This is a genomic window from Veillonella rogosae JCM 15642, assembly GCF_002959775.1.
Classification (GTDB): domain Bacteria; phylum Bacillota; class Negativicutes; order Veillonellales; family Veillonellaceae; genus Veillonella; species Veillonella rogosae.
Genome location: NZ_PPCX01000002.1, coordinates 211,871 through 230,695, shown reverse-complemented (window position 1 = coordinate 230,695; position 18,825 = coordinate 211,871). Strand labels below are relative to the sequence as shown.

Here is an 18,825-nt window from a genome sequence, read left to right as displayed (position 1 = left end):
AGGTAATACATATTAATTCGTACGTTTTAAAAGATAATCAATTAATGCTGCTAAGATAGATGTATCATAAGAAACGGAGTTTAATGCTTTGTGAGCTTGTTCACCTACTGAAGAGGCTTGCTCTTTTGCGCCCTCTAAACCAAGTAAAGATACATAAGTAGATTTATGTTGGCGAATATCACTGCCAGGAGTTTTTCCTAATTCTTCAATAGTACCTGTTACATCTAGAATATCATCAGTAATTTGGAATAACAATCCTAAACAATTAGCATATTCCATTAACGCTGTTCGCGTAACAGTATCTGCATTGCCTAAAATGAGACCTAACTCTACAGAAGCATTAAATAAAGCGCCCGTTTTACCGCGATGTAGAACTTTTAACTCTTCTAATGGAATGTGTTTATCTTCACTAAGCATATCAAAGGCTTGACCGCCGACCATACCTTCTGGGCCTGCAGCAATTGCCACACATTGTATAGCATTGAGTTTATCTTGAGCAGAGGCTTTATTATTAGCGGTCATTAATTGAAAGGCATACGTTAATAAACCATCGCCCGCTAAAATAGCTAAACCTTCACCATAAACTTTATGATTTGTTAAATTACCTCTACGATAATCATCATTATCCATGGCCGGTAAATCATCATGTACTAAGGAATACGTATGGATACACTCCATTGCACATAGAAACTCTTTATAATCAGCAGGATCTTTATGAAGCATTTCTAATACAGCTTTAGATAAGATTGGTCGGATTCGTTTACCACCTTGCATTAAGCTGTAATTCATGGATTCATACAGAGGTTTAAATTCTTGATTTGGACTAGTTAATACCTCACCTAACCATTGTTCAATATTTTGTTTGCTAGCCGCTAAATATTCTTTGAACATAGAATCTCCTTATTCGCTGATGCGGACTTCTTCGATAATTTGTTGTACCTCAGCTTCAACGGAATCAAGCATTTCCGCACATTCCTTAACTAAGGTTAGCCCTTTTTTATATTGATTTAAGAGTTCAGAGATAGTCATATCACCATCGTCTAATTGCTTAACAATATCTTCTAAGGCTTTATATTTTTTCTCATAACTTTTTAGTGATGCGGCCATCTTTGTGCGCCTCCTTTACCGTGGCAGTAACATAACCATCTGCTAATGTAACTCGTATATCATCATTCGGTTGCAATTGGGACACCGAAGTTATAGGTTCATTATTATGCTCTACCTTGGCGAATCCCTTAACCATCATTTGTAATGGATTTAAAGACTCTAACTGTTGGGCTAATAATGCTAAACTATGCTTTTCAGTATTACATCTCTCTTTAGTAATATTTGTTAATGTTTGTGTAAGTTCTTGTAAATATGATTTTTGCTTATGTAAAAATTGAAGTGCTGGTATACCGAGTCTGCGATTAAAGAGTAATGTCAAATCTGTTCGTTTTTGTTGTAGTGTATAACGTATATATTCGTGTAAATACTCTTCTTTTTCTGTTAACTGATCTTGTAATGTAGTAAGTGGCAAGACCGCCATTTCTGCAGCATGACTCGGCGTAGCACCACGTGCATCTGCCACATAATCACATAAGGTGTAATCAGTTTCATGGCCTACAGCGGAAATAACTGGCGTATTAGCCGTATAAATAGCTTCTACTACTGCTCTATCATTGAAGCACCACAAGTCCTCCATAGACCCGCCACCACGACCAACAATAATAAGATCTACATCAGGATCTGCATCAGCAGTAGCAATACCTTTGGCAATAATAGGTCCCGCAGTATTACCTTGTACAGGAACAGAGAATAATTTAAATTGAACTAATGGGTTACGTCGCTCGCTGACATGTAAAATATCATGTAATACGGCGCCAGATTGCGACGTGACTATTCCAATGCAGCTCGCCATATGCGGTAAACTTTGTTTGTGTCCATCATCAAAGTATCCTAAAGCAGTTAATTCTCGTTTTAAAGCGTCAAATTCAAGCTGCAACGGGCTTTTAGAACCTATTTGCATATCAGATGCAATGAGATTTAACCGGCCCATTTTATTGTAAAAATTAACAGATGCTTTTACAGTTACTAATAAACCATTTTGAATGGCATTAGCCAACCCTTTTTGCATAACAGTGCTAGACCACATAGTTACATCAATGGCAGACTCCTCATCTTTCAAAGAAAAATACATGTGTCCACTACTATGACGTTTAGCATTGATGATAGTACCGCTAACATAAACATTTTTTAGTAGATATTCCCTATCTAGGGTGCGCTTTATGAGATTGTTCAATTGTGTAATGGTTAATACATTCACGATGATCCTCTAGATTCTTGTAAATAAGCAGCGCCAAAAGCATTGCCTGTAGCATTATCAACAGAATATTGTGGCTGCGCCACATGCAATGTCATGCGATTCCGTTTACAATAGGTTTCCAGTCGCTTACGAAGTAAACTATTGCTCATCACACCACCTACAGCGATAAGTGTATGAACTGGTTTTTCTTTAATATGATAGGTAATCATTTTTTCTAAAGCATTTCCCATAGAAGTAAATACAGCTCTAGCTAAATTTGATTTATCCATATCACTCATGGTTTCATTTATACGTCGCATAGCTGCACTGCAAGGACCGGCAAAACTAATCCATCCATCTTTCATAGATGATGGTAGTGGCTCATACTCTGTAGTTTGTAATGCTAATGACTCTAGATGTTTGCCTGCAGGGAATGGTAAACCCATAGCGACACCGATGCGATCAACATATTGACCGCCTTGCAAATCTTTAGAACCGCCAATGATATGAGATTCAAAAATTCCTTCACCTTGATAATGGCAATAGACTAACTCTGTAGTACCACCTGATAAATGTAAGGCCAAAAATGGCTCAGTCGGAATATGTTTTAAATCTCTCAGTGCTGCTAAAATATGATTTTCTTGATGCGCAAAGATATGTAAAGGCACATTTAAAATATGACTCAAGGTTTTCCCTTGGCCTAAACCAACCATAAAGGCGGGCATATAAGAATTTTCCTCACGTCGTGGAAAGCCACTAACACCGATACCGCTAATTGGTACTTGAGGTAGCTCTAACATTAGCTTAGGCAATGCCTTTGTATGCTGAAAGACCATATTTGATTGTTGTAGTCCTCGCTCACCAGGTTTAACCTCTAATAGTTTACGTGCCTCTCCTACGATGTGAAAGTCACTATCTATAATGGCACAACTAGTGGTATAGCAACTGGTATCAATGCCTAAGTAATATCGTTTCATTATCTACTCTTGTTATATGCATCTAAGATTGCATTAATTAATTTATAAGAAGCATCAGAGCCAAATTCTTTTGCTAGTTGAATGGCTTCATTAATGGCAATAGATGGTTCTAATGGTTCTACTTCGTTAGTCATTTCCCATACAGCAATACGTAAAATAGCGCGATCAACTTTATCAAGATTTGCTACTTTACGAGATTTACAGAATGGTTGTAAATCTGCATCTATTTTCTCAGCTGTTGCTATTACACCTTGAATAATACTATTGGCATATGCTTTATCCATAGCTTTTTGAATATGACCTTCAGGAAATTGAACATCATTTTTATTACTATGAAATTCATTAGCATATAACATTTGGAATGCGTATTGACGTGCTTCTCGTCGATTTCGCTTAGTTACCATGTAAAACTGGCTCCTTTTCTTTTACAATACCTTCAATATGCACATCAACCTTTACATGATCTAGGTCAAGCATATTTTTTAAGGTTTGTTTGATTTCTGATTGTAATTGTTTAGATAATTCAATGAGATTATATCCGTACAATGCTTTAATATAAATATTTATTTCAATAAAACCTTTACGATGTTTTACGTTAATACCCGGTAAGCTGCGTTGTCCAAAAGCATGAGTAATACCTTCTACTAACTCATCGTAAAAGCGTGGGCTTAAAGAATGAATACCAGGAATAGTACTCAAAGTTTTAGTTGCCACATCAATGATGACAGAATCAGCAATATCAATAGTATCCGTATCTAAGCCATAATTTAATTGATTGTCTGAACTCATATAGACACCTCCTATGGTAGTTGTGGCGTAACTAAATCATCAAAAATGATATCTTGTACAACTACATCAATAGTTTGAACCTCAATTTCTGTGTAAGATACTAAGGCTGTATTAATTCGTTCTTGTAGTCGTAAAACCACGTCAGGAATACGGTATCCATATTGAATGCAGACATAGAGTGTAACTGAAATAGCCCCTTCATCGTTAAAGGAAATCTTTACACCTTCATGATCAGACTTAAGTCTAAAAAAGGTATTAACTCCATCGTTAAAGGTGGAGCTCATGTGATGTATACCCTTTGTTTCAAGTGCTGCAATTGTAGCAATTGTTGCATATACATCTTCATTAATCTTAATTTTACCCGACTCTAGTTCAGTATTTTTTTTCGTCATACTGGCCTCTTTCAAAAAAAGCACTTGTCCCTATATATAATTACATAGACGACAAGTGCTTACAGTGCAAATGTTACGATATATGGGAATAAGATTCCATGAAAAGATCTAGTCCCAATACATATCAATGAGTATTAGGCACGTTCGATGTATTGACCTGTACGAGTATCAATACGAAGTACATCGTCAACTTCAATGAAGAGAGGTACTTTTACAGTGTAGCCTGTTTCTAATACAGCTGGTTTGTTGCCACCAGTTGCAGTATCGCCACGGATACCAGGATCTGTTTCAACTACGCGAAGCTCTACAGCTACAGGCAAGTCAAGACCGATTACGATACCTTGGAAGAACATAATGGATACTTCCATATTTTCAAGAAGGAAGTTTTTAGCTTCGCCTAATTGTTCAAGGGTAAGTTCAACTTGATCATAAGTTTCGTTGTCCATGAATGTATAAGCGCCATCAGACTCATATAAGTATTGCATACGACGACGATCAACATGTGCTTTAGGCACTTTTTCACCTGCATTGAATGTACGCTCTACTACAGAACCAGTTTGCAAGTTTTTCATTTTAGTACGTACGAATGCAGCACCTTTACCTGGTTTAACGTGTTGGAAATCTACTACTTGCCATACATTACCGTCGATTTCAACGGTTACACCTGGGCGAAAATCATTACTGGAAATCATCTAACTCTTCTCCTTCTAAATACTTATTTCAATTAACTCTTTTGGACTATGTGTCAACACCTCATAGCCGTCAGATTTGACGATGACACTATCCTCTATTCTCAATCCGATAGTACCGGTAATATAAATACCTGGTTCCACCGTGATGATCATATTTTCTGTAAATACCGTATCGGATTTAGTATTGGCTACTGGTTCTTCGTGAATTTCAAGGCCTAACCCATGACCAGTACCGTGATTAAATTCCTTGGTATATCCATGCTCTTTAATATAATCACGACAAATTGCGTCTAATTCTTTACCAGTAATACCAGCTCGAACAGCAGCAACGCCGCGCTTTTGTGCTTCTAAAACTATACTATACAATTTCTTTTGTAAGTCAGAGGCAGGGCCCATTACAATGGTTCTTGTCATATCAGAATGATAACCTTTGTAAACAGAACCAAAATCGATGGTTACAAAATCGCCTGCTTCGATAACCTTATCACTAGCCACACCATGAGGCATACTAGAACGACTACCTGAAGCAATAATTGTGGCAAAGGAAGGCTCCTCAGAACCACGTTTTAACATTTCTGTTTCTAAAATAATACGGATTTCATTTTCCGTCATTCCCACTTTAAGTTGTGGTAACAATGCAGCAAAAGATTCATCACCAATATTAGCCGCGATGCGTAATAACTCTAATTCATCCTCTCGCTTTACTGCTCGAAGTTTGGCGAAATTAACAGATGTAAAGTCAAAGTTTTCATCTAATGTATCACATAAAGATTCATACGTATCTACAGGCATTTGTTTGCCCTCTATAGCGAATAAACCTTCGTGAATATGATGTTCATTGAATATATCTACAAGAGTATCCATAACAGTTGTTTCATATTGAATAACCGTATACCCTTCACATTGTTTTGTAGCTTGTTCAGTATATCTGAAGTCGGTAATCATAAAAGCTTTATCTTCTGTAATAATAGCAAAGCCTGTAGTACCAGTAAAACCAGCAAAATAATGTAAATTTATAGGGCTTAACAAAATAACGCCTGTTAATTCTTGCTCTTTAATATACTGTTGTAGCAGATTTAATCCATTCATAATCGTGCTCCTAGTCTATAAATTACAATTAATCTTACCATAAAATGCCTATATTGAATAGAATTTTATGCTATTTTTTAAAGCCCTCTACGTCATCAATAGTCAAGTCCATTACAGAGCCAACTTCTTCGATACCATTTAAATCTACATGGCCTATAGTAAGACGCTTTAAATACGATACGGTACCACCAGCAGCACCTATCATGCGTTTTACCTGATGATATTTGCCTTCTTCAATAGTAATGGTGGCCGATTGATCTGATAATAATTCAATTAAAGCCGGTTTACATTGAGTTCCATCACCTAATACAATACCCTCTTTGATGCGCTGGATGCCCTCCTCAGAGAGTTCTCCTTCAAATTCTACGTAGTAAACTTTAGGTACATGCTTATGACCGTTGATGATTGAGTGTCCCCATACTCCATCATTCGTAAGTAGTAAAAGGCCTTCTGTATCTTTATCTAATCGTCCAACGGGAACTACGCCCATTTTTAAATACTCAGGCGGCAATAAATCCATAACGACGGGATGAGTAGAATCTTCTACAGCCGTAACATAGCCCTTAGGTTTGTGAAATTTAACGTAATATAGTTGTGTGGTATTAACAGTTTGACCGTCTACGGCTACTGTATCAATGTCGATATCGATATGAATATCTTTTTTTGTAGTAATCTCACCGTTAATAGTAACTCTTCTATCCTTTATAATTTGATGAACTTCTTTCCGACTACCAAATGCTTTATTAGCTAATAATTTATCGAGTCGCATTATTCATGTCCTTGTAATACATCTACATGAGCAGTATCGTTAAGCAAATTCAAAACATTATGATCAAATTCGCCCATTCCATTGTAGAAAATACGATTGATAGCCGTGTTGCCTTGACTAAAGTTCCAACAGTGACTAATAGAGATATCTAATAATTTACATAGTAATGTTCGTATTGTACCACCATGACAAGCAATGAGAAGTGTTTCTTCCTCATCATTAGCATTAATAAATTCCTCTAGGCCTGCCCACGCACGATCTTGTAAATCTTTAAAGCTTTCACCATTAGGTACCTTAACTAGATGAGGCCTCAAATACATTTCATCGATTAAACCAGGCCAACGAGCTTCAATATCAGAGAATAGCATAGCCTCCCAATCACCAAAATTTAGCTCTCGTAAACGTTCATCTACAGTAATCGGTGTTGTACGATCACCACGAATAGCTTCGGCAGTAACTAAAGCACGACTTAAATCACTAGATAATATACGATCAAATTTTACATCTTTAAGTGCTTGACCACATGCTTTTGCTTGGTTTAAACCATTTTCATTGAGTGGAACATCGGTAATACCTTGGTATTTCCCCATTTTATTCCAATCTGTTTCACCGTGGCGCACAATATATAATGTCTTCATGATCTACCTATACTTTCAAAATTTCTGTTAGTGTATCAACTAATCTAACATTATTATCATGGTCTTTAATAGCAATGCGAACCCATTGATTACTTAAGCCCATATAGGAATCACAATTGCGAACAATTATGTTATGTTTCTTTAGAGCTTCATTAATTGTATCTGCCGTCACTCCCTCTTGTTCGATATGGAACAAAATAAAGTTAGCTGAAGGCGGATAAACAGTAATACCTGCTATAGCATCTAATGCGTTATACATGTAGTGTTGTTCTTCGCACAATACTTGTTTTGTACGCTTTACATACTCTATATCGTTTAAAGCAGATTCTGTATATGCTTGGGCTAATGTATTAACAGACCATGTCGGAATAAATTTATTTAATTGGTCAATGATTTGAGGATTGCTGAAGGCAGCTCCAATTCGTAGACCTGGAACAGCATAAAATTTTGTAAAGGAATGAACGACGATGATATTATCGAATTCATTTATTAAGGAACGCATAGAGTATTCATTATCTTGTAATGTATCATTTCCCACAAAGTCGATAAAGGACTCATCAATAACAAGTAAGCTATTAGCATCTTTAAGCATACTTGCAACAGTGCGGATGTGATTTTTATCAAGTAATGTACCATCTGGGTTATTTGGATTCCCTAAAAATACGATGATACGACCATCTTGCCCTTTTAGTTCAGCGGCAAAGGTTTCGAGCGCTAAATAAGGAACCTCAAAATATGGTTTTCCATTGTCATCCTCTCGTGGTCGATAATAAATATCGCGCACAGCAATTCGACTAGCCTCTAATGCCTCTTTATATTCGGAGAAGCCTGGCGCTGGTACAAAAGCACCTGTATACCCAGGTAAACGGCATATAGCATATAATAGCTCTGCCGCCCCATTACCAACTGTAATTTGATGTTTATTCATACCATAGGTATCTGCAATGGCATTTAACACATCATCATTGGTAGCATCTGGATAATGTGAAATATAACGTAATTGAGCCTCTAATGAAGACAAACCTCGTTGACTAGGACCTAGTGGATTGATATTAGCACTAAAATCAATAACCTCGTACGGTTCAATTCGTTGTTCATGGGCAAATTGAAAAATATTGCCCCCATGTATTTTAGACATTCTATTCTCTTTCTATAAAATACGTTACCGTTTAATATAAGTTAATCCTTCATTTGTAGTTTCTACTGTGTCTACGTAGGATAATTGTGGCAACTTACGTATAATTTCATTTTTACAATCATCAATTCGTCCATAATCAACAGGAAATAATAATCCCATTATGGTACCGCTATGAGCAATGATTGTACCAACACTGTTATAGTAATTACCTATATCGTGAAAGTCATATAAATTCGGTTTATACAAGATCCTTTGATTACCAAAGGCACTTAATGTAGCCGCTTGGCCTATGAGCTTAATATCATGAGTAATAAGCCCATGTTTAAATAACTCTAGAGACTCTCGTATAATCGATTCTTTTTCTAATATTTTATTTTGTAAATCCACTTGTTTATTAAAGCTTACAGTATCAATACTGCCACCTTCATCAAATACGAGTATTTTTAATGGAGGACACATACCTAGCGGTTGAGATATGGTTCCCTTAATATAATCAAACTGCGTAACACCTTGATAAAAAGAAGCATCTGTAGGCTCTACAGACAAACAGATTTGTTCTAGCTCTTTAAATGATAATTCGTAATCCATTGCTAAAGCGGTAGCCATAGCCGTTACAGAAATATCAGCTGAACTAGATGCCATGCCCTTCCCCTGTATAATATCAGACCGAACATATACAGGAGGACATATACTAGTATTTTTTTTAGAATTTACTAATTGTTTGACTAGCTTTCTAGCTTGAGCTGACTTAGGTTGTAGCGCACAATAAGTTTGTGAAAAGGGATGCACTACATTACTTAATGCGTAGGAGTATCGATTGATAGGACATGTGACTAAAAATGATTGTCCATCAATAGAACCTTGTAGAAATTCCCCACATGTTCCTGGGGCTCTTACATAATAGGTCACATTAAACTCCTTTCACATTAAACTAAATGAAGTATTAAATAACTCTTATTGGTAAATAACTAGATAAAATTATAAGCCAATTAGAACATAGTTGGATTTGCCACAACTGTAGCAGATAATATGGATAGAATAATAAGGTATACTAAAATCAATAATACTTCAGTTACCTCTACAACAAATCCATATGTATCACCAGTAGTGCCACCTAATTCTTTTACAATATAACGGTTTAAGAAACGGTTTATAATATAAGTAATTATCATACTAATAATATTGATTTGGAAAACTCCTATTGTGGCATATACTAATACGCCTAAACCTACAACATACCCTACATCAGGAACGGCAAAAATTGCAAAAGCACCGTATAACAAGGTGTATAATAAAATGCCAATTAATAGTAATACAATAGGCATAAAGAATGTAGAAATGGTATTGTAGGATATAACATGTTTAGGTGCTAAATTAGCAAATGCTGCCCCCATTCCTTGTTCTCTAGCGTAAGGATAGGAACGAATGCTAAATACCATAGACCAACGACTCATTAAAGGCATCATAATAAGTGCCATAGGAATAAATTCAGCAGTAGGAATAGCAGCTAATAATTGCCATTTTAAAAGAGTGACAAATACGAAGGCTACAACCCCAAAAGAACCTACGCGGCTATCTTTCATGATTTCTAGTTTTCGTTCTCTTTCACGACCAGAAAACAAACCATCACTAGTATCCATCAGCCCATCCGCATGAAGACCACCGGTCAGTAAAAACTCGGATACAACGATGATCAACATCAACGGCATGATAGGAATAAATGGAGATAATACGCCATAGAGTAATGCTAAAATGAGGCCAATAATAAGGCCTACATAAGGAAAGGCTATAACAGATTTACCAAAGTCTTCTATGGTCCACTCTGTTTGGTTTACAAGTTTTAAACGTGTTAAAAATTGTAATGCTATAAAAAAAGGTGTCATTATACATTCATCCCATAGGTAATAACGGTACTAATGATAACCATTAGTATAGTCGTAACATACATCATATAAATTGTTCGCGTAATATGATTACGATTTAGTTTTTCAATAGGATCTCCCATATATTCACGGAAGGTCATTTTTTTGAAATACTGATTGTAACCACCTAAACGGATATGCAAAGCTCCTGCAACAGGTGCTTCAGCATAGCCCCCATTTGGACTAGGATGTTTTTTTGCATCACGCAAGCCAATTTGTACTGTTTTTTTAGCATCAAAGCGTAAAAAGAACGCAGAAATAACAAATAATATAAAGGTAATGCGTGCAGGAATCCAGTTTAATGCATCATCAAAGCGAGCTGCGACACGGCCAAAATATAAGTACTTTTGATTTTTATAGCCTAACATAGAGTCCATAGTATTGGCAGTTCTATATAGAATAGCCCCCATAGGACCACCTAAGATAAAGAAGAATAAAGGTGCAATAATACCATCCACAGTATTTTCAGCAATTGTTTCTACTGTAGCGCGAGTAATTTCACTTTCATCTAAATCTTCTGTATCACGGCCTACAATCCAAGATAGTTTTTGACGAGCTTCTACAATATTATCTTGTTTGATGAGTTGGCTAATAGTAAAACCTGCTCCAGCTAATGATCTTGGAGAAATTGCAATGTACAATATGATGACCTCTAGAGCATACGCCACCCACTCATTAACAACGGCACCAAGCCATAATATTAGAGATACTATAATATATACTGATACAAGTATTAAACCAACAGCAATACCACCGTACCATAATTTTTTTGTATCATTGTCAGTATCCTTATAAAGAACAGCTTCGAAAAAGGATATAATGCGACCAATTATGGCAACTGGATGGTACTTACTATTGGGATCACCAATTATTAAATCTAGTAAGAATGCTAAAACAGGTATACAGACAAAGCTATACTTTGAAAACCAGTGCAAAATATCTAAATGTTCCATATATCTCCCCTACTAACCCAAGGTAGACATAATATAATCCATATCTAAATGTTCCTCCACAATGTCAGCTAAACGATCATATGCTGCATTTTTATGGTCAAAATAATGGAATACTACATCTAATGGTTCTAACCCCTTACGTTCACGCAATTGATTGATAATAAATCGTCTAAACACATCATTATCAAATACACCATGAATATATGTGCCCATTACTTGATGATTGCCATCGATAAAACCATCGATAACATTAACAGCCTCTTCGCTACGGCTTGTAATGGTAAAACAACGCGTTACTGAATCTACTAATGGTGTAGTATCGCCCATATGGATTTCATAGCCTACTAAATTTTCACCAGTGAAAGTACCATTTAAGAATTTTAAATTAGACACATTAAATTGTACTTGATGCGTCGTTTTTTGATCCTTCATAGTCGTTGAAGATTCTACAAGGCCTAGTCCTTCTATCTCCTCAATATCCCCTTCCATATGATGCGGATCATAAATGGTTTTACCCAACATTTGGTTGCCTCCACAAACACCAATGACTGGAGTTCCTTGAGCAGCCAATTTTTTTATTTCCTCAGCAAAACCTGTCTCGCGTAAATACGTTAAATCTGCCAATGTATTTTTAGAACCTGGTAGAATAATTAAATCAGGTTTACCAATAACATCTCCAGGGCCTACAAATCGAACAGATACATCTGGTTCGTAATTAAGAGCATCGAAGTCTGTAAAATTGGAAATTTTAGGTGTTTGCATGACTACAACTTGAATTTCTTTAGAGCCACTATTGCGTTTATTTTCTAATGCCACAGAATCTTCTTCATCAATATCAAGATTTTCAATAGCAGGAATAACACCTACCACTTTTTTACCTGTTTTTTCTTCAATGAAAGTAAGCGCTGGTTCTAATAATTTAATATCCCCACGGAATTTATTGATTACAATACCTTTAATGAGGTCGCGTTCTTCTGGCTCAAGTAGTTCTAAGGTACCTACGATAGAAGCAATGGCGCCACCACGATCGATGTCAGCAATTAAATATACAGGAGCTTGCGTCATTTTAGCAATGCGCATGTTAACAATATCATTAGCTTTAAGGTTAACTTCTGCAGGGCTACCTGCACCTTCGATAACCATAACATCGAAATTAGAATCTAAGAAATCGATAGATTCTTTTACTTTATCAAGAGCAGTTAAAGAGTATTTTGTATGGTATTCTTTAGCACTATAGACGCCTACTGGTTTACCCATTAAAACAACTTGAGATGATTGATTCCCTGTTGGTTTTAATAAAACAGGATTCATTTGAACAATTGGATCGATGCCTGCTGCTTCCGCTTGTGCTACTTGAGCACGACCAATTTCATCGCCCCATTTTGTAACGTATGAATTGAGGGCCATATTTTGCGCTTTGAAAGGAACCGTTTTAAAACCTTTTCTGTAAAAGATACGGCATAATGCAGTACAAAGAATACTTTTACCTACATTAGAACTTGTCCCTTGGAACATGATTTTCTTAGCCATTTATATGAACCTCCTGTGATTTTAATTCAATGGTAACACCGCTAATTGTTAAAAATAGTTTATCTGCAGCCATTGCTACAGTACGATTTACTCGACCAGCAATGTCTCTAAAATATCTAGCAAGTTTATTGTCAGGCACAATGCCTAAACCAATTTCGTTAGTTACGAATATAACTGTTTTACCTTCACACGATTTTATAGAAGCCAGCAATGTTTCTAATTCAGTAAGAACAGTAGCCTCTAATTGATTGGCATCTTGTTGTCCTTGTATAGAACCATGGGCCATCATGTGATTAGTAGTAAACATAGTCAAACAATCTATAAGAATTACATCAGCAGTTTGGCTAATATTTTGCCATTCTTTAGCTAAATGTAATGGTACTTCAAAATTATTCCATATCTCACCACGTCGCTCTTGATGTTTTTTTATACGATCAATCATTTCTTCATCAAAAGCTTGTCCTGTTGCTACATACGCCTTTCGACCTTCTGTAGCAAGAGCTAAACGCTCAGCAAATTCACTTTTTCCACTACGTGCTCCACCAGAACACAATATAATTTGGGATTTCATAATGCACCTATACAAGAATTTATAATTTCAGTATCATTATAAGTATAACAAAGGAGCGATACTATGGAAATTATGAATATGAAACTAAAAATGATGGCTACCTTATGGGATAATACATATCGTGTTGCCATCGATGATGGACAAGGAAAATATATTGGTACTGCACGGGTCGTAGTAAATGTGCCACTACCGCCAGAAGCATTACCTGAAAATGCACCACAAGTAGAACCTCAACTATTAGTACTAGTAGAAGATTTTGATTTTGGTGCTGATAAAATTATAAACTTCGAAACAACACTAGCCGATTTATTAAGAGAGAAATTTCGCTACGAAATTCCTCACATCTTCTTCTACTATCCAAGCCCTCAAGATGTGTTAAATCAAACGATTTCACAATAAGGTCTATAACGAGCAAAAAGCTATGTAAAATACATAGCTTTTTTTTATTTATTCAGCTCCAAGTTCCTCTTCTACACGACACATGATAAAGCATAGGTCTGATAGACGATTTAAGTATTTCAAATTAGATTCGTGAACACTTTCACCGGCATCTAATACACGCCACAAATCGCGTTCAGCACGTCTAGTAATCGTTCTAGCTACGTGCAAATAAGAAGAAGATTGTTTTTCACCTGGAATAACAAAACTAGATAATGGTTCTAGCTTTTCATCGAAGCGATCGATGACTTTTTCCAAATGTTTTACATGTTGATCAGTAATTACTGGAGCCACATTTAGACTAGCAATATCGGCCATTAATGTCCATAAATTACGCTCAATATCATATAACTCCGCTGCAACACGTGGATTTTCAGCATAGGAGCGAGCCAAGCCTAAGAAAGCTTGTAATTCATCGATTGTACCATAAGCTTCTACGCGTAAAGATGACTTCTGTACACGTTCACCTGTGTATAAACCAGTTGTACCAGCATCACCTGTTTTTGTATAAACACTACTTGCCATATTATTACCTCCTATAGATATACATGGATGTAGAAATAAAAGCTAAATGATCTCAACCTAGAGATTATTTGTATTCTGGGAACCAAAGGCTAACTTCACGAGCAGCAGCTTCTGGAGAATCAGAAGCATGTACTACGTTAGCGTCCATTGTTAAGGCATAGTCACCACGAATACTACCAGGGGCAGCATCTACAGGATTTGTTGCCCCGTTTAAAGCACGTACGGATACAATTGCATTCTCACCAGCTAAAACAAAAGCGAGAACTGGACCAGATGTAATAAAGTCAACTAATTCACCAAAGAACGGTTTTTCTTTGTGCTCAGCATAGTGCTCTTCAGCGAGTTCACGAGGTACCTGTAATAATTTTAGCGCTTTAATAACAAGACCTTTACGTTCATAGCGACTAAGAATTTCACCACTTAATTGACGCTTAACAGCATCTGGTTTAATTAAAACTAAAGTTTCTTGCATGATATCCTCCTGTAGATATTAATTAGAATTTTGCCTTTTCTTTATATTTAGGATTCATGGCTTGTTTTTTTAGCTTTTCAATACGTTCTTCTGTACGAGGATGTGTACTAAAAAGATTACTCAAGCTTTCACCAATACCCATCATAGGGTTAATAATAAACATATGGGCAGTTGCATTACTAGCATTAGGCAATGCACCATGTTTAGAATAGTAATCGATTTTAGCAAGAGCAGAAGCCAAGGCTAGTGGGTTACGACACATATCTCCACCACCTTCATCCGCTAAGAATTCTCTGGCACGAGAAATGCTCATCTGAATAAGACCTGCTGCGATAGGAGCAATAATTATGGCACCTATTAATGCTAAAGGATTAGAACCTTCTCGATCATCGGAGCGACCAAAGATTGCAGAAAATTGAAGAACTTGAGCTATCATAGAAATAGCCCCCGCCATCATCGCTGCAATGGTACTAATTAAAGTATCGCGATTCTTAACATGGGTTAATTCATGTCCTAAAACACCTTCTAGCTCGTCGTCTGTTAATAGTCGTTGGATACCTTCTGTAACAGCAACTGCTGCATGACTCGGATTTCTGCCTGTAGCAAATGCATTAGGTACTTCACTAGGAATGATATATACCTTTGGCATAGGTAAATTACCATTTTTAGCCAATCGTTCTACCATACCATATAATTTAGGGTTAGATTGCGCAGTAACTTGTTGTGCGTTATATTGTGCTAAAACGATTTTATCGCTAAACCAATAGGACATAAAATTCATGCCCATAGATACAACGAACATAGCCATCATGCCTGTTCTACCACCAATCATATCACCTAAGACCACTAAAATGGCCGTTAAAGTCGCTAATAAAAGCGTTGTTTTCATACTGTTCATAGTTTCCTCCAATTATAGTTATGGACTATGCCTAACACTATAATTATATCATAAACTATATAATGGACGCTCCTGTTGTATCCGCTTCTAAACAATAGGTTCTATTATCAATGCCATTAGCAGTAAATACGGCCCCCATCGCATCGGCCACATCTTGTACATGTGCTTTATTTACATAAGCAATTAGTGTAGAACCAGAACCACTAATAGTGGCACCATAAGCACCAGCAGTTTTTGCAGCCTCAAATACTTTATCACAATGCGGAATCAAGGTTTTACGGTAAGGTACATGTAAATTATCATCTAATGCGACAGATAAATTACTTAATTGATGCGTAATAAGGCTTGTAACAAATAGAGACGCATGACTTACGTTTTGTGCGGCCTCTTTAAATGGCACATGATTAGGTAAAACAGAACGAGCATATTCAGTAGATACCATGACCTCAGGTACTACAACAGCAAAATGTAACTCAGATGGTACGGTAATAACTGTGTTAAGTACTTTTGTTTTTAACCCAGTTGCACAGCATAAATTACCATAAATAGCAGGTGCTACATTATCTGGATGACCTTCCATGCGATTTGCAATAACAAGTAACTCTTCCTTTGAAAGAGGCTGTTTTACTAATGCATTTGCTAGTAAAAGTCCCCCTACAATAGCCGTACTACTACTACCTAAACCACGAGATGGTGGAATTAAGGTTTCAGACGTAATCTGACCGTATTGAATTGGTTCTTGAGCTGTAGCAAAAACTTGATCCATTGCAAAACCAATAAGGTTCTTTTTTGGATCTTCGGCGCGTAAAATATCTGCACCGAAGCCCTCAAAAGTATATGTATATTCTGTAGCATTAACATCGGGTGTAAAGCTAAAAATATTATAAAGGTTTAAGGCTAAACCTAAGCAATCAAAACCAGGGCCACAGTTTGCACTAGTGGCAGGTACTTGTACGCGAACAGTGTTCATAGTTTAAACTTCCATAATACGAATTACACTATTAACAGACTTAACAGAACGTAAGCTATTAAAGGAATCGATAAGATTTGAAATATAAGAACTAGGACATTTAGATGTTACAATAGCCAGTACTGCAGTTTCTGGATCCATATTACGTTGAACGATAGATAGAACAGAAATCTTTTGTTCTGCTAATTTTGCAGAAATTTTTGCTAATACACCTGTTTTATTATCCACAGCTAAACGTAAATAGTAGCTAGATTGAATTTTACCTGGAGAGTAAATATCTTTTTGATCGTAATAGAATGGTTTCAAACGACCTGTTTCATTATAAGAAACATTTTTAGCTACTTCCATAATGTCAGATACTACTGAGCTACCTGTTGGTAAGCTACCTGCACCACGACCATAAAGCATTACATCGTCAATACCATTACCTTTAACATAAATAGCGTTATAGGAGCCACGAACAGATGCCAATGGATGTGTGGTAGGAATAAATGCAGGATACACATTTAGGGATAAACCTTGAGAAGTTTCTTTAGCAATACCTAATAATTTGATATTGTAACCAAACTCTTTACCGAATTTAATATCCTCTGTATCAATACTTGTAATACCTTCTACCGTTACATCTTCAAAGAAAATACGACGGTTAAAGCTAATAGATGCAAGAATAGCTAACTTACGAGCTGCATCAAGACCTTCTACGTCGGCAGTAGGATCAGCTTCAGCATAACCTAAATCTTGTGCTTCTTTTAAAACATCTTGATAACTTAAACCTTCTTCAGACATTTTAGTCAAAATAAAGTTTGTCGTACCATTCATAATACCGATAAGTTCAGTAATGCGGTTACCTGCTAAAGACTCATACAATGTACGAATAATAGGAATACCGCCCAATACAGAAGCTTCAAAACGTAAATCTACTCCATTCTTACTAGCTAACTCTAATAAATATGGACCAGATTCAGCCAATAAATCTTTATTAGCTGTCACAACATTTTTCTTTGCTTTTAGAGCACCCTCAACACATTCTTTAGCAAAGGTTGTACCGCCCATTAGCTCAACAACCATTTGAATATTTTCATCTTGTAATACATCATCAATATTTGTTACATAGTGAGCTGTTTTAGGCAAAGTAATATGGCTATATTTTTCTGGATTACGCACATAGATTTTAGAAATTTCAACATTTACTCCTGTACGATTTTTAATAAGTTCAGCATTATCTTGCAATAAATTGAACGTGCCTTGTGCAACAGTACCGAAACCTAATAAAGCAATTTTTATAGTGGTCATAATAGTCCTACTCTCTTAACTAGCCTATGCTTGGCCTAAAATCTCTACTTTAATAATGCCCTTCATGGAGCGGATATCCAATAATAAGTCTTCTAATGAGCCTTGTAAGTCCTTTGTTTCAAAAGAAATACTACTATTTGCAATACCTTGTAAGGGAATATCTTGATTGATTGTTAAAATACTGCCATTACGCTCAGCAATAGCTTTCAAAACACTGGACAACATGCCCGATTCATTAGACATGGAAACATAAATACTAACTATTTTCCCTTGAGCAATTTCAAAGAATGGAAATACATAGTCTTTGTATTTGTAATACGCAGAACGGCTTAAATCCATTTTTTCAACAGCTTCATTGATTGTTTTAACTTCACCTAATTTAAGAATTTCTTTTACTTTGATCGTCTTTTTAATCGCTTCTGGTAAAATATCTTCTTGCACCAGATAAAACTTATCTTTTTTTGGTTTAGACATAGAGTACACTC

At 36.2% G+C, this 18,825-nt stretch carries 24 protein-coding genes; 1 reads left to right on the top strand and 23 read right to left on the bottom strand.

Translation table 11 applies throughout. The annotated features are described in order from the left end of the window. Positions 1 to 12: 12 nt before the first annotated feature. From VRHSUH09_RS01390 to cobU, 17 genes are all read right to left on the bottom strand, one after another. Positions 13 to 891 carry a polyprenyl synthetase family protein gene (locus VRHSUH09_RS01390; protein WP_054747472.1) on the bottom strand — a complete coding sequence of 293 codons (879 nt, stop codon included), beginning with the start codon at positions 889 to 891 and terminating at the stop codon, positions 13 to 15. 9 nt (positions 892 to 900) lie between these two features. Then, positions 901 to 1,107: an exodeoxyribonuclease VII small subunit gene (gene xseB, locus VRHSUH09_RS01385; RefSeq protein WP_009352545.1), complete on the bottom strand. Its 207-nt coding sequence runs from the start codon at positions 1,105 to 1,107 to the stop codon at positions 901 to 903. Then, entirely contained in the window at positions 1,082 to 2,305 is a 1,224-nt protein-coding gene (gene xseA / locus VRHSUH09_RS01380; protein ID WP_054747474.1) for an exodeoxyribonuclease VII large subunit, read from the bottom strand. The genes xseB and xseA overlap by 26 nt, the downstream gene beginning before the upstream one ends. After that, positions 2,302 to 3,261 carry a Kae1-like domain-containing protein gene (locus VRHSUH09_RS01375; protein WP_054747476.1) on the bottom strand — a complete coding sequence of 320 codons (960 nt, stop codon included), beginning with the start codon at positions 3,259 to 3,261 and terminating at the stop codon, positions 2,302 to 2,304. Before VRHSUH09_RS01375 ends, xseA begins: the two co-directional genes overlap by 4 nt. Continuing rightward, a complete protein-coding gene (gene nusB, locus VRHSUH09_RS01370; protein ID WP_054747479.1) occupies positions 3,261 to 3,665 on the bottom strand; it encodes a transcription antitermination factor NusB in 405 nt (134 codons plus the stop codon). Before nusB ends, VRHSUH09_RS01375 begins: the two co-directional genes overlap by 1 nt. After that, positions 3,655 to 4,050 carry an Asp23/Gls24 family envelope stress response protein gene (locus tag VRHSUH09_RS01365; RefSeq protein ID WP_009352553.1) on the bottom strand — a complete coding sequence of 132 codons (396 nt, stop codon included), beginning with the start codon at positions 4,048 to 4,050 and terminating at the stop codon, positions 3,655 to 3,657. The genes nusB and VRHSUH09_RS01365 overlap by 11 nt, the downstream gene beginning before the upstream one ends. An 11-nt stretch (positions 4,051 to 4,061) precedes the next feature. Then, positions 4,062 to 4,442, bottom strand: a complete 381-nt coding sequence (locus VRHSUH09_RS01360) for an Asp23/Gls24 family envelope stress response protein (protein WP_054747481.1) — start codon at positions 4,440 to 4,442, stop codon at positions 4,062 to 4,064. Positions 4,443 to 4,576: 134 nt separating this feature from the next. Continuing rightward, a complete protein-coding gene (gene efp, locus VRHSUH09_RS01355) occupies positions 4,577 to 5,134 on the bottom strand; it encodes an elongation factor P (RefSeq protein WP_009352604.1) in 558 nt (185 codons plus the stop codon). 15 nt (positions 5,135 to 5,149) lie between these two features. Then, on the bottom strand, positions 5,150 to 6,223 hold the full coding sequence (locus VRHSUH09_RS01350) for a M24 family metallopeptidase (protein WP_054747484.1): 1,074 nt from the start codon (positions 6,221 to 6,223) through the stop codon (positions 5,150 to 5,152). Between the two features lie 70 nt (positions 6,224 to 6,293). Next, positions 6,294 to 6,992 carry a pseudouridine synthase gene (locus tag VRHSUH09_RS01345; protein ID WP_054747486.1) on the bottom strand — a complete coding sequence of 233 codons (699 nt, stop codon included), beginning with the start codon at positions 6,990 to 6,992 and terminating at the stop codon, positions 6,294 to 6,296. Then, a complete protein-coding gene (gene cobC / locus VRHSUH09_RS01340; protein ID WP_105081158.1) occupies positions 6,992 to 7,630 on the bottom strand; it encodes an alpha-ribazole phosphatase in 639 nt (212 codons plus the stop codon). The genes VRHSUH09_RS01345 and cobC overlap by 1 nt, the downstream gene beginning before the upstream one ends. Before the next feature lie 7 nt (positions 7,631 to 7,637). Beyond that, positions 7,638 to 8,768, bottom strand: coding sequence for a pyridoxal phosphate-dependent aminotransferase (locus tag VRHSUH09_RS01335; protein ID WP_105081157.1), 1,131 nt, complete (start codon positions 8,766 to 8,768; stop codon positions 7,638 to 7,640). A gap of 24 nt (positions 8,769 to 8,792) precedes the next feature. Beyond that, complete coding sequence (locus VRHSUH09_RS01330) at positions 8,793 to 9,677, bottom strand: GHMP family kinase ATP-binding protein (RefSeq protein WP_105081156.1); 885 nt, start codon at positions 9,675 to 9,677, stop codon at positions 8,793 to 8,795. Positions 9,678 to 9,757: 80 nt separating this feature from the next. After that, complete coding sequence (gene cobS / locus VRHSUH09_RS01325; protein ID WP_105081155.1) at positions 9,758 to 10,651, bottom strand: adenosylcobinamide-GDP ribazoletransferase; 894 nt, start codon at positions 10,649 to 10,651, stop codon at positions 9,758 to 9,760. Then, entirely contained in the window at positions 10,651 to 11,643 is a 993-nt protein-coding gene (cbiB, locus tag VRHSUH09_RS01320) for an adenosylcobinamide-phosphate synthase CbiB (RefSeq protein WP_054747494.1), read from the bottom strand. Before cbiB ends, cobS begins: the two co-directional genes overlap by 1 nt. Before the next feature lie 12 nt (positions 11,644 to 11,655). Further along, positions 11,656 to 13,173 (bottom strand): cobyric acid synthase, encoded by a 1,518-nt coding sequence (locus VRHSUH09_RS01315; RefSeq protein ID WP_105081154.1) that lies wholly within the window; start codon positions 13,171 to 13,173, stop codon positions 11,656 to 11,658. After that, positions 13,166 to 13,744, bottom strand: a complete 579-nt coding sequence (gene cobU, locus VRHSUH09_RS01310) for a bifunctional adenosylcobinamide kinase/adenosylcobinamide-phosphate guanylyltransferase (protein ID WP_105081153.1) — start codon at positions 13,742 to 13,744, stop codon at positions 13,166 to 13,168. Before cobU ends, VRHSUH09_RS01315 begins: the two co-directional genes overlap by 8 nt. 63 nt (positions 13,745 to 13,807) lie before the next feature. Here cobU and VRHSUH09_RS01305 point away from each other — a divergent pair, with 63 nt between their 5' ends. After that, on the top strand, positions 13,808 to 14,143 hold the full coding sequence (locus VRHSUH09_RS01305) for a hypothetical protein (RefSeq protein ID WP_054747496.1): 336 nt from the start codon (positions 13,808 to 13,810) through the stop codon (positions 14,141 to 14,143). 48 nt (positions 14,144 to 14,191) lie between these two features. Here VRHSUH09_RS01305 and VRHSUH09_RS01300 read toward each other — a convergent pair whose 3' ends face one another. From VRHSUH09_RS01300 to VRHSUH09_RS01275, 6 genes are all read right to left on the bottom strand, one after another. After that, on the bottom strand, positions 14,192 to 14,707 hold the full coding sequence (locus VRHSUH09_RS01300) for a cob(I)yrinic acid a,c-diamide adenosyltransferase (RefSeq protein ID WP_054747498.1): 516 nt from the start codon (positions 14,705 to 14,707) through the stop codon (positions 14,192 to 14,194). Positions 14,708 to 14,771: 64 nt separating this feature from the next. Next, complete coding sequence (ndk, locus tag VRHSUH09_RS01295) at positions 14,772 to 15,179, bottom strand: nucleoside-diphosphate kinase (RefSeq protein WP_054747500.1); 408 nt, start codon at positions 15,177 to 15,179, stop codon at positions 14,772 to 14,774. A gap of 22 nt (positions 15,180 to 15,201) precedes the next feature. Beyond that, positions 15,202 to 16,077: a zinc metalloprotease HtpX gene (gene htpX / locus VRHSUH09_RS01290; RefSeq protein WP_054747502.1), complete on the bottom strand. Its 876-nt coding sequence runs from the start codon at positions 16,075 to 16,077 to the stop codon at positions 15,202 to 15,204. Positions 16,078 to 16,132: 55 nt separating this feature from the next. After that, positions 16,133 to 17,047 carry a homoserine kinase gene (gene thrB / locus VRHSUH09_RS01285; RefSeq protein ID WP_105081152.1) on the bottom strand — a complete coding sequence of 305 codons (915 nt, stop codon included), beginning with the start codon at positions 17,045 to 17,047 and terminating at the stop codon, positions 16,133 to 16,135. Positions 17,048 to 17,050: 3 nt separating this feature from the next. Beyond that, complete coding sequence (locus VRHSUH09_RS01280; protein WP_054747504.1) at positions 17,051 to 18,340, bottom strand: homoserine dehydrogenase; 1,290 nt, start codon at positions 18,338 to 18,340, stop codon at positions 17,051 to 17,053. Between the two features lie 24 nt (positions 18,341 to 18,364). Further along, positions 18,365 to 18,814 carry an ACT domain-containing protein gene (locus VRHSUH09_RS01275; protein WP_004695770.1) on the bottom strand — a complete coding sequence of 150 codons (450 nt, stop codon included), beginning with the start codon at positions 18,812 to 18,814 and terminating at the stop codon, positions 18,365 to 18,367. Positions 18,815 to 18,825: the final 11 nt, after the last annotated feature.

Coding starts and splice junctions, on each gene's coding strand:
- VRHSUH09_RS01390 (WP_054747472.1), bottom strand. CDS start 891: ATGTTCAAAGAATATTTAGCGGCTAGCAAACAAAATATTGAACAATGG.
- xseB (WP_009352545.1), bottom strand. CDS start 1,107: ATGGCCGCATCACTAAAAAGTTATGAGAAAAAATATAAAGCCTTAGAA.
- VRHSUH09_RS01375 (WP_054747476.1), bottom strand. CDS start 3,261: ATGAAACGATATTACTTAGGCATTGATACCAGTTGCTATACCACTAGT.
- nusB (WP_054747479.1), bottom strand. CDS start 3,665: ATGGTAACTAAGCGAAATCGACGAGAAGCACGTCAATACGCATTCCAA.
- VRHSUH09_RS01365 (WP_009352553.1), bottom strand. CDS start 4,050: ATGAGTTCAGACAATCAATTAAATTATGGCTTAGATACGGATACTATT.
- VRHSUH09_RS01360 (WP_054747481.1), bottom strand. CDS start 4,442: ATGACGAAAAAAAATACTGAACTAGAGTCGGGTAAAATTAAGATTAAT.
- efp (WP_009352604.1), bottom strand. CDS start 5,134: ATGATTTCCAGTAATGATTTTCGCCCAGGTGTAACCGTTGAAATCGAC.
- VRHSUH09_RS01350 (WP_054747484.1), bottom strand. CDS start 6,223: ATGAATGGATTAAATCTGCTACAACAGTATATTAAAGAGCAAGAATTA.
- VRHSUH09_RS01345 (WP_054747486.1), bottom strand. CDS start 6,992: ATGCGACTCGATAAATTATTAGCTAATAAAGCATTTGGTAGTCGGAAA.
- cobC (WP_105081158.1), bottom strand. CDS start 7,630: ATGAAGACATTATATATTGTGCGCCACGGTGAAACAGATTGGAATAAA.
- VRHSUH09_RS01335 (WP_105081157.1), bottom strand. CDS start 8,768: ATGTCTAAAATACATGGGGGCAATATTTTTCAATTTGCCCATGAACAA.
- cobS (WP_105081155.1), bottom strand. CDS start 10,651: ATGACACCTTTTTTTATAGCATTACAATTTTTAACACGTTTAAAACTT.
- cbiB (WP_054747494.1), bottom strand. CDS start 11,643: ATGGAACATTTAGATATTTTGCACTGGTTTTCAAAGTATAGCTTTGTC.
- VRHSUH09_RS01315 (WP_105081154.1), bottom strand. CDS start 13,173: ATGGCTAAGAAAATCATGTTCCAAGGGACAAGTTCTAATGTAGGTAAA.
- cobU (WP_105081153.1), bottom strand. CDS start 13,744: ATGAAATCCCAAATTATATTGTGTTCTGGTGGAGCACGTAGTGGAAAA.
- VRHSUH09_RS01305 (WP_054747496.1), top strand. CDS start 13,808: ATGGAAATTATGAATATGAAACTAAAAATGATGGCTACCTTATGGGAT.
- VRHSUH09_RS01300 (WP_054747498.1), bottom strand. CDS start 14,707: ATGGCAAGTAGTGTTTATACAAAAACAGGTGATGCTGGTACAACTGGT.
- ndk (WP_054747500.1), bottom strand. CDS start 15,179: ATGCAAGAAACTTTAGTTTTAATTAAACCAGATGCTGTTAAGCGTCAA.
- htpX (WP_054747502.1), bottom strand. CDS start 16,077: ATGAACAGTATGAAAACAACGCTTTTATTAGCGACTTTAACGGCCATT.
- thrB (WP_105081152.1), bottom strand. CDS start 17,047: ATGAACACTGTTCGCGTACAAGTACCTGCCACTAGTGCAAACTGTGGC.
- VRHSUH09_RS01280 (WP_054747504.1), bottom strand. CDS start 18,340: ATGACCACTATAAAAATTGCTTTATTAGGTTTCGGTACTGTTGCACAA.
- VRHSUH09_RS01275 (WP_004695770.1), bottom strand. CDS start 18,814: ATGTCTAAACCAAAAAAAGATAAGTTTTATCTGGTGCAAGAAGATATT.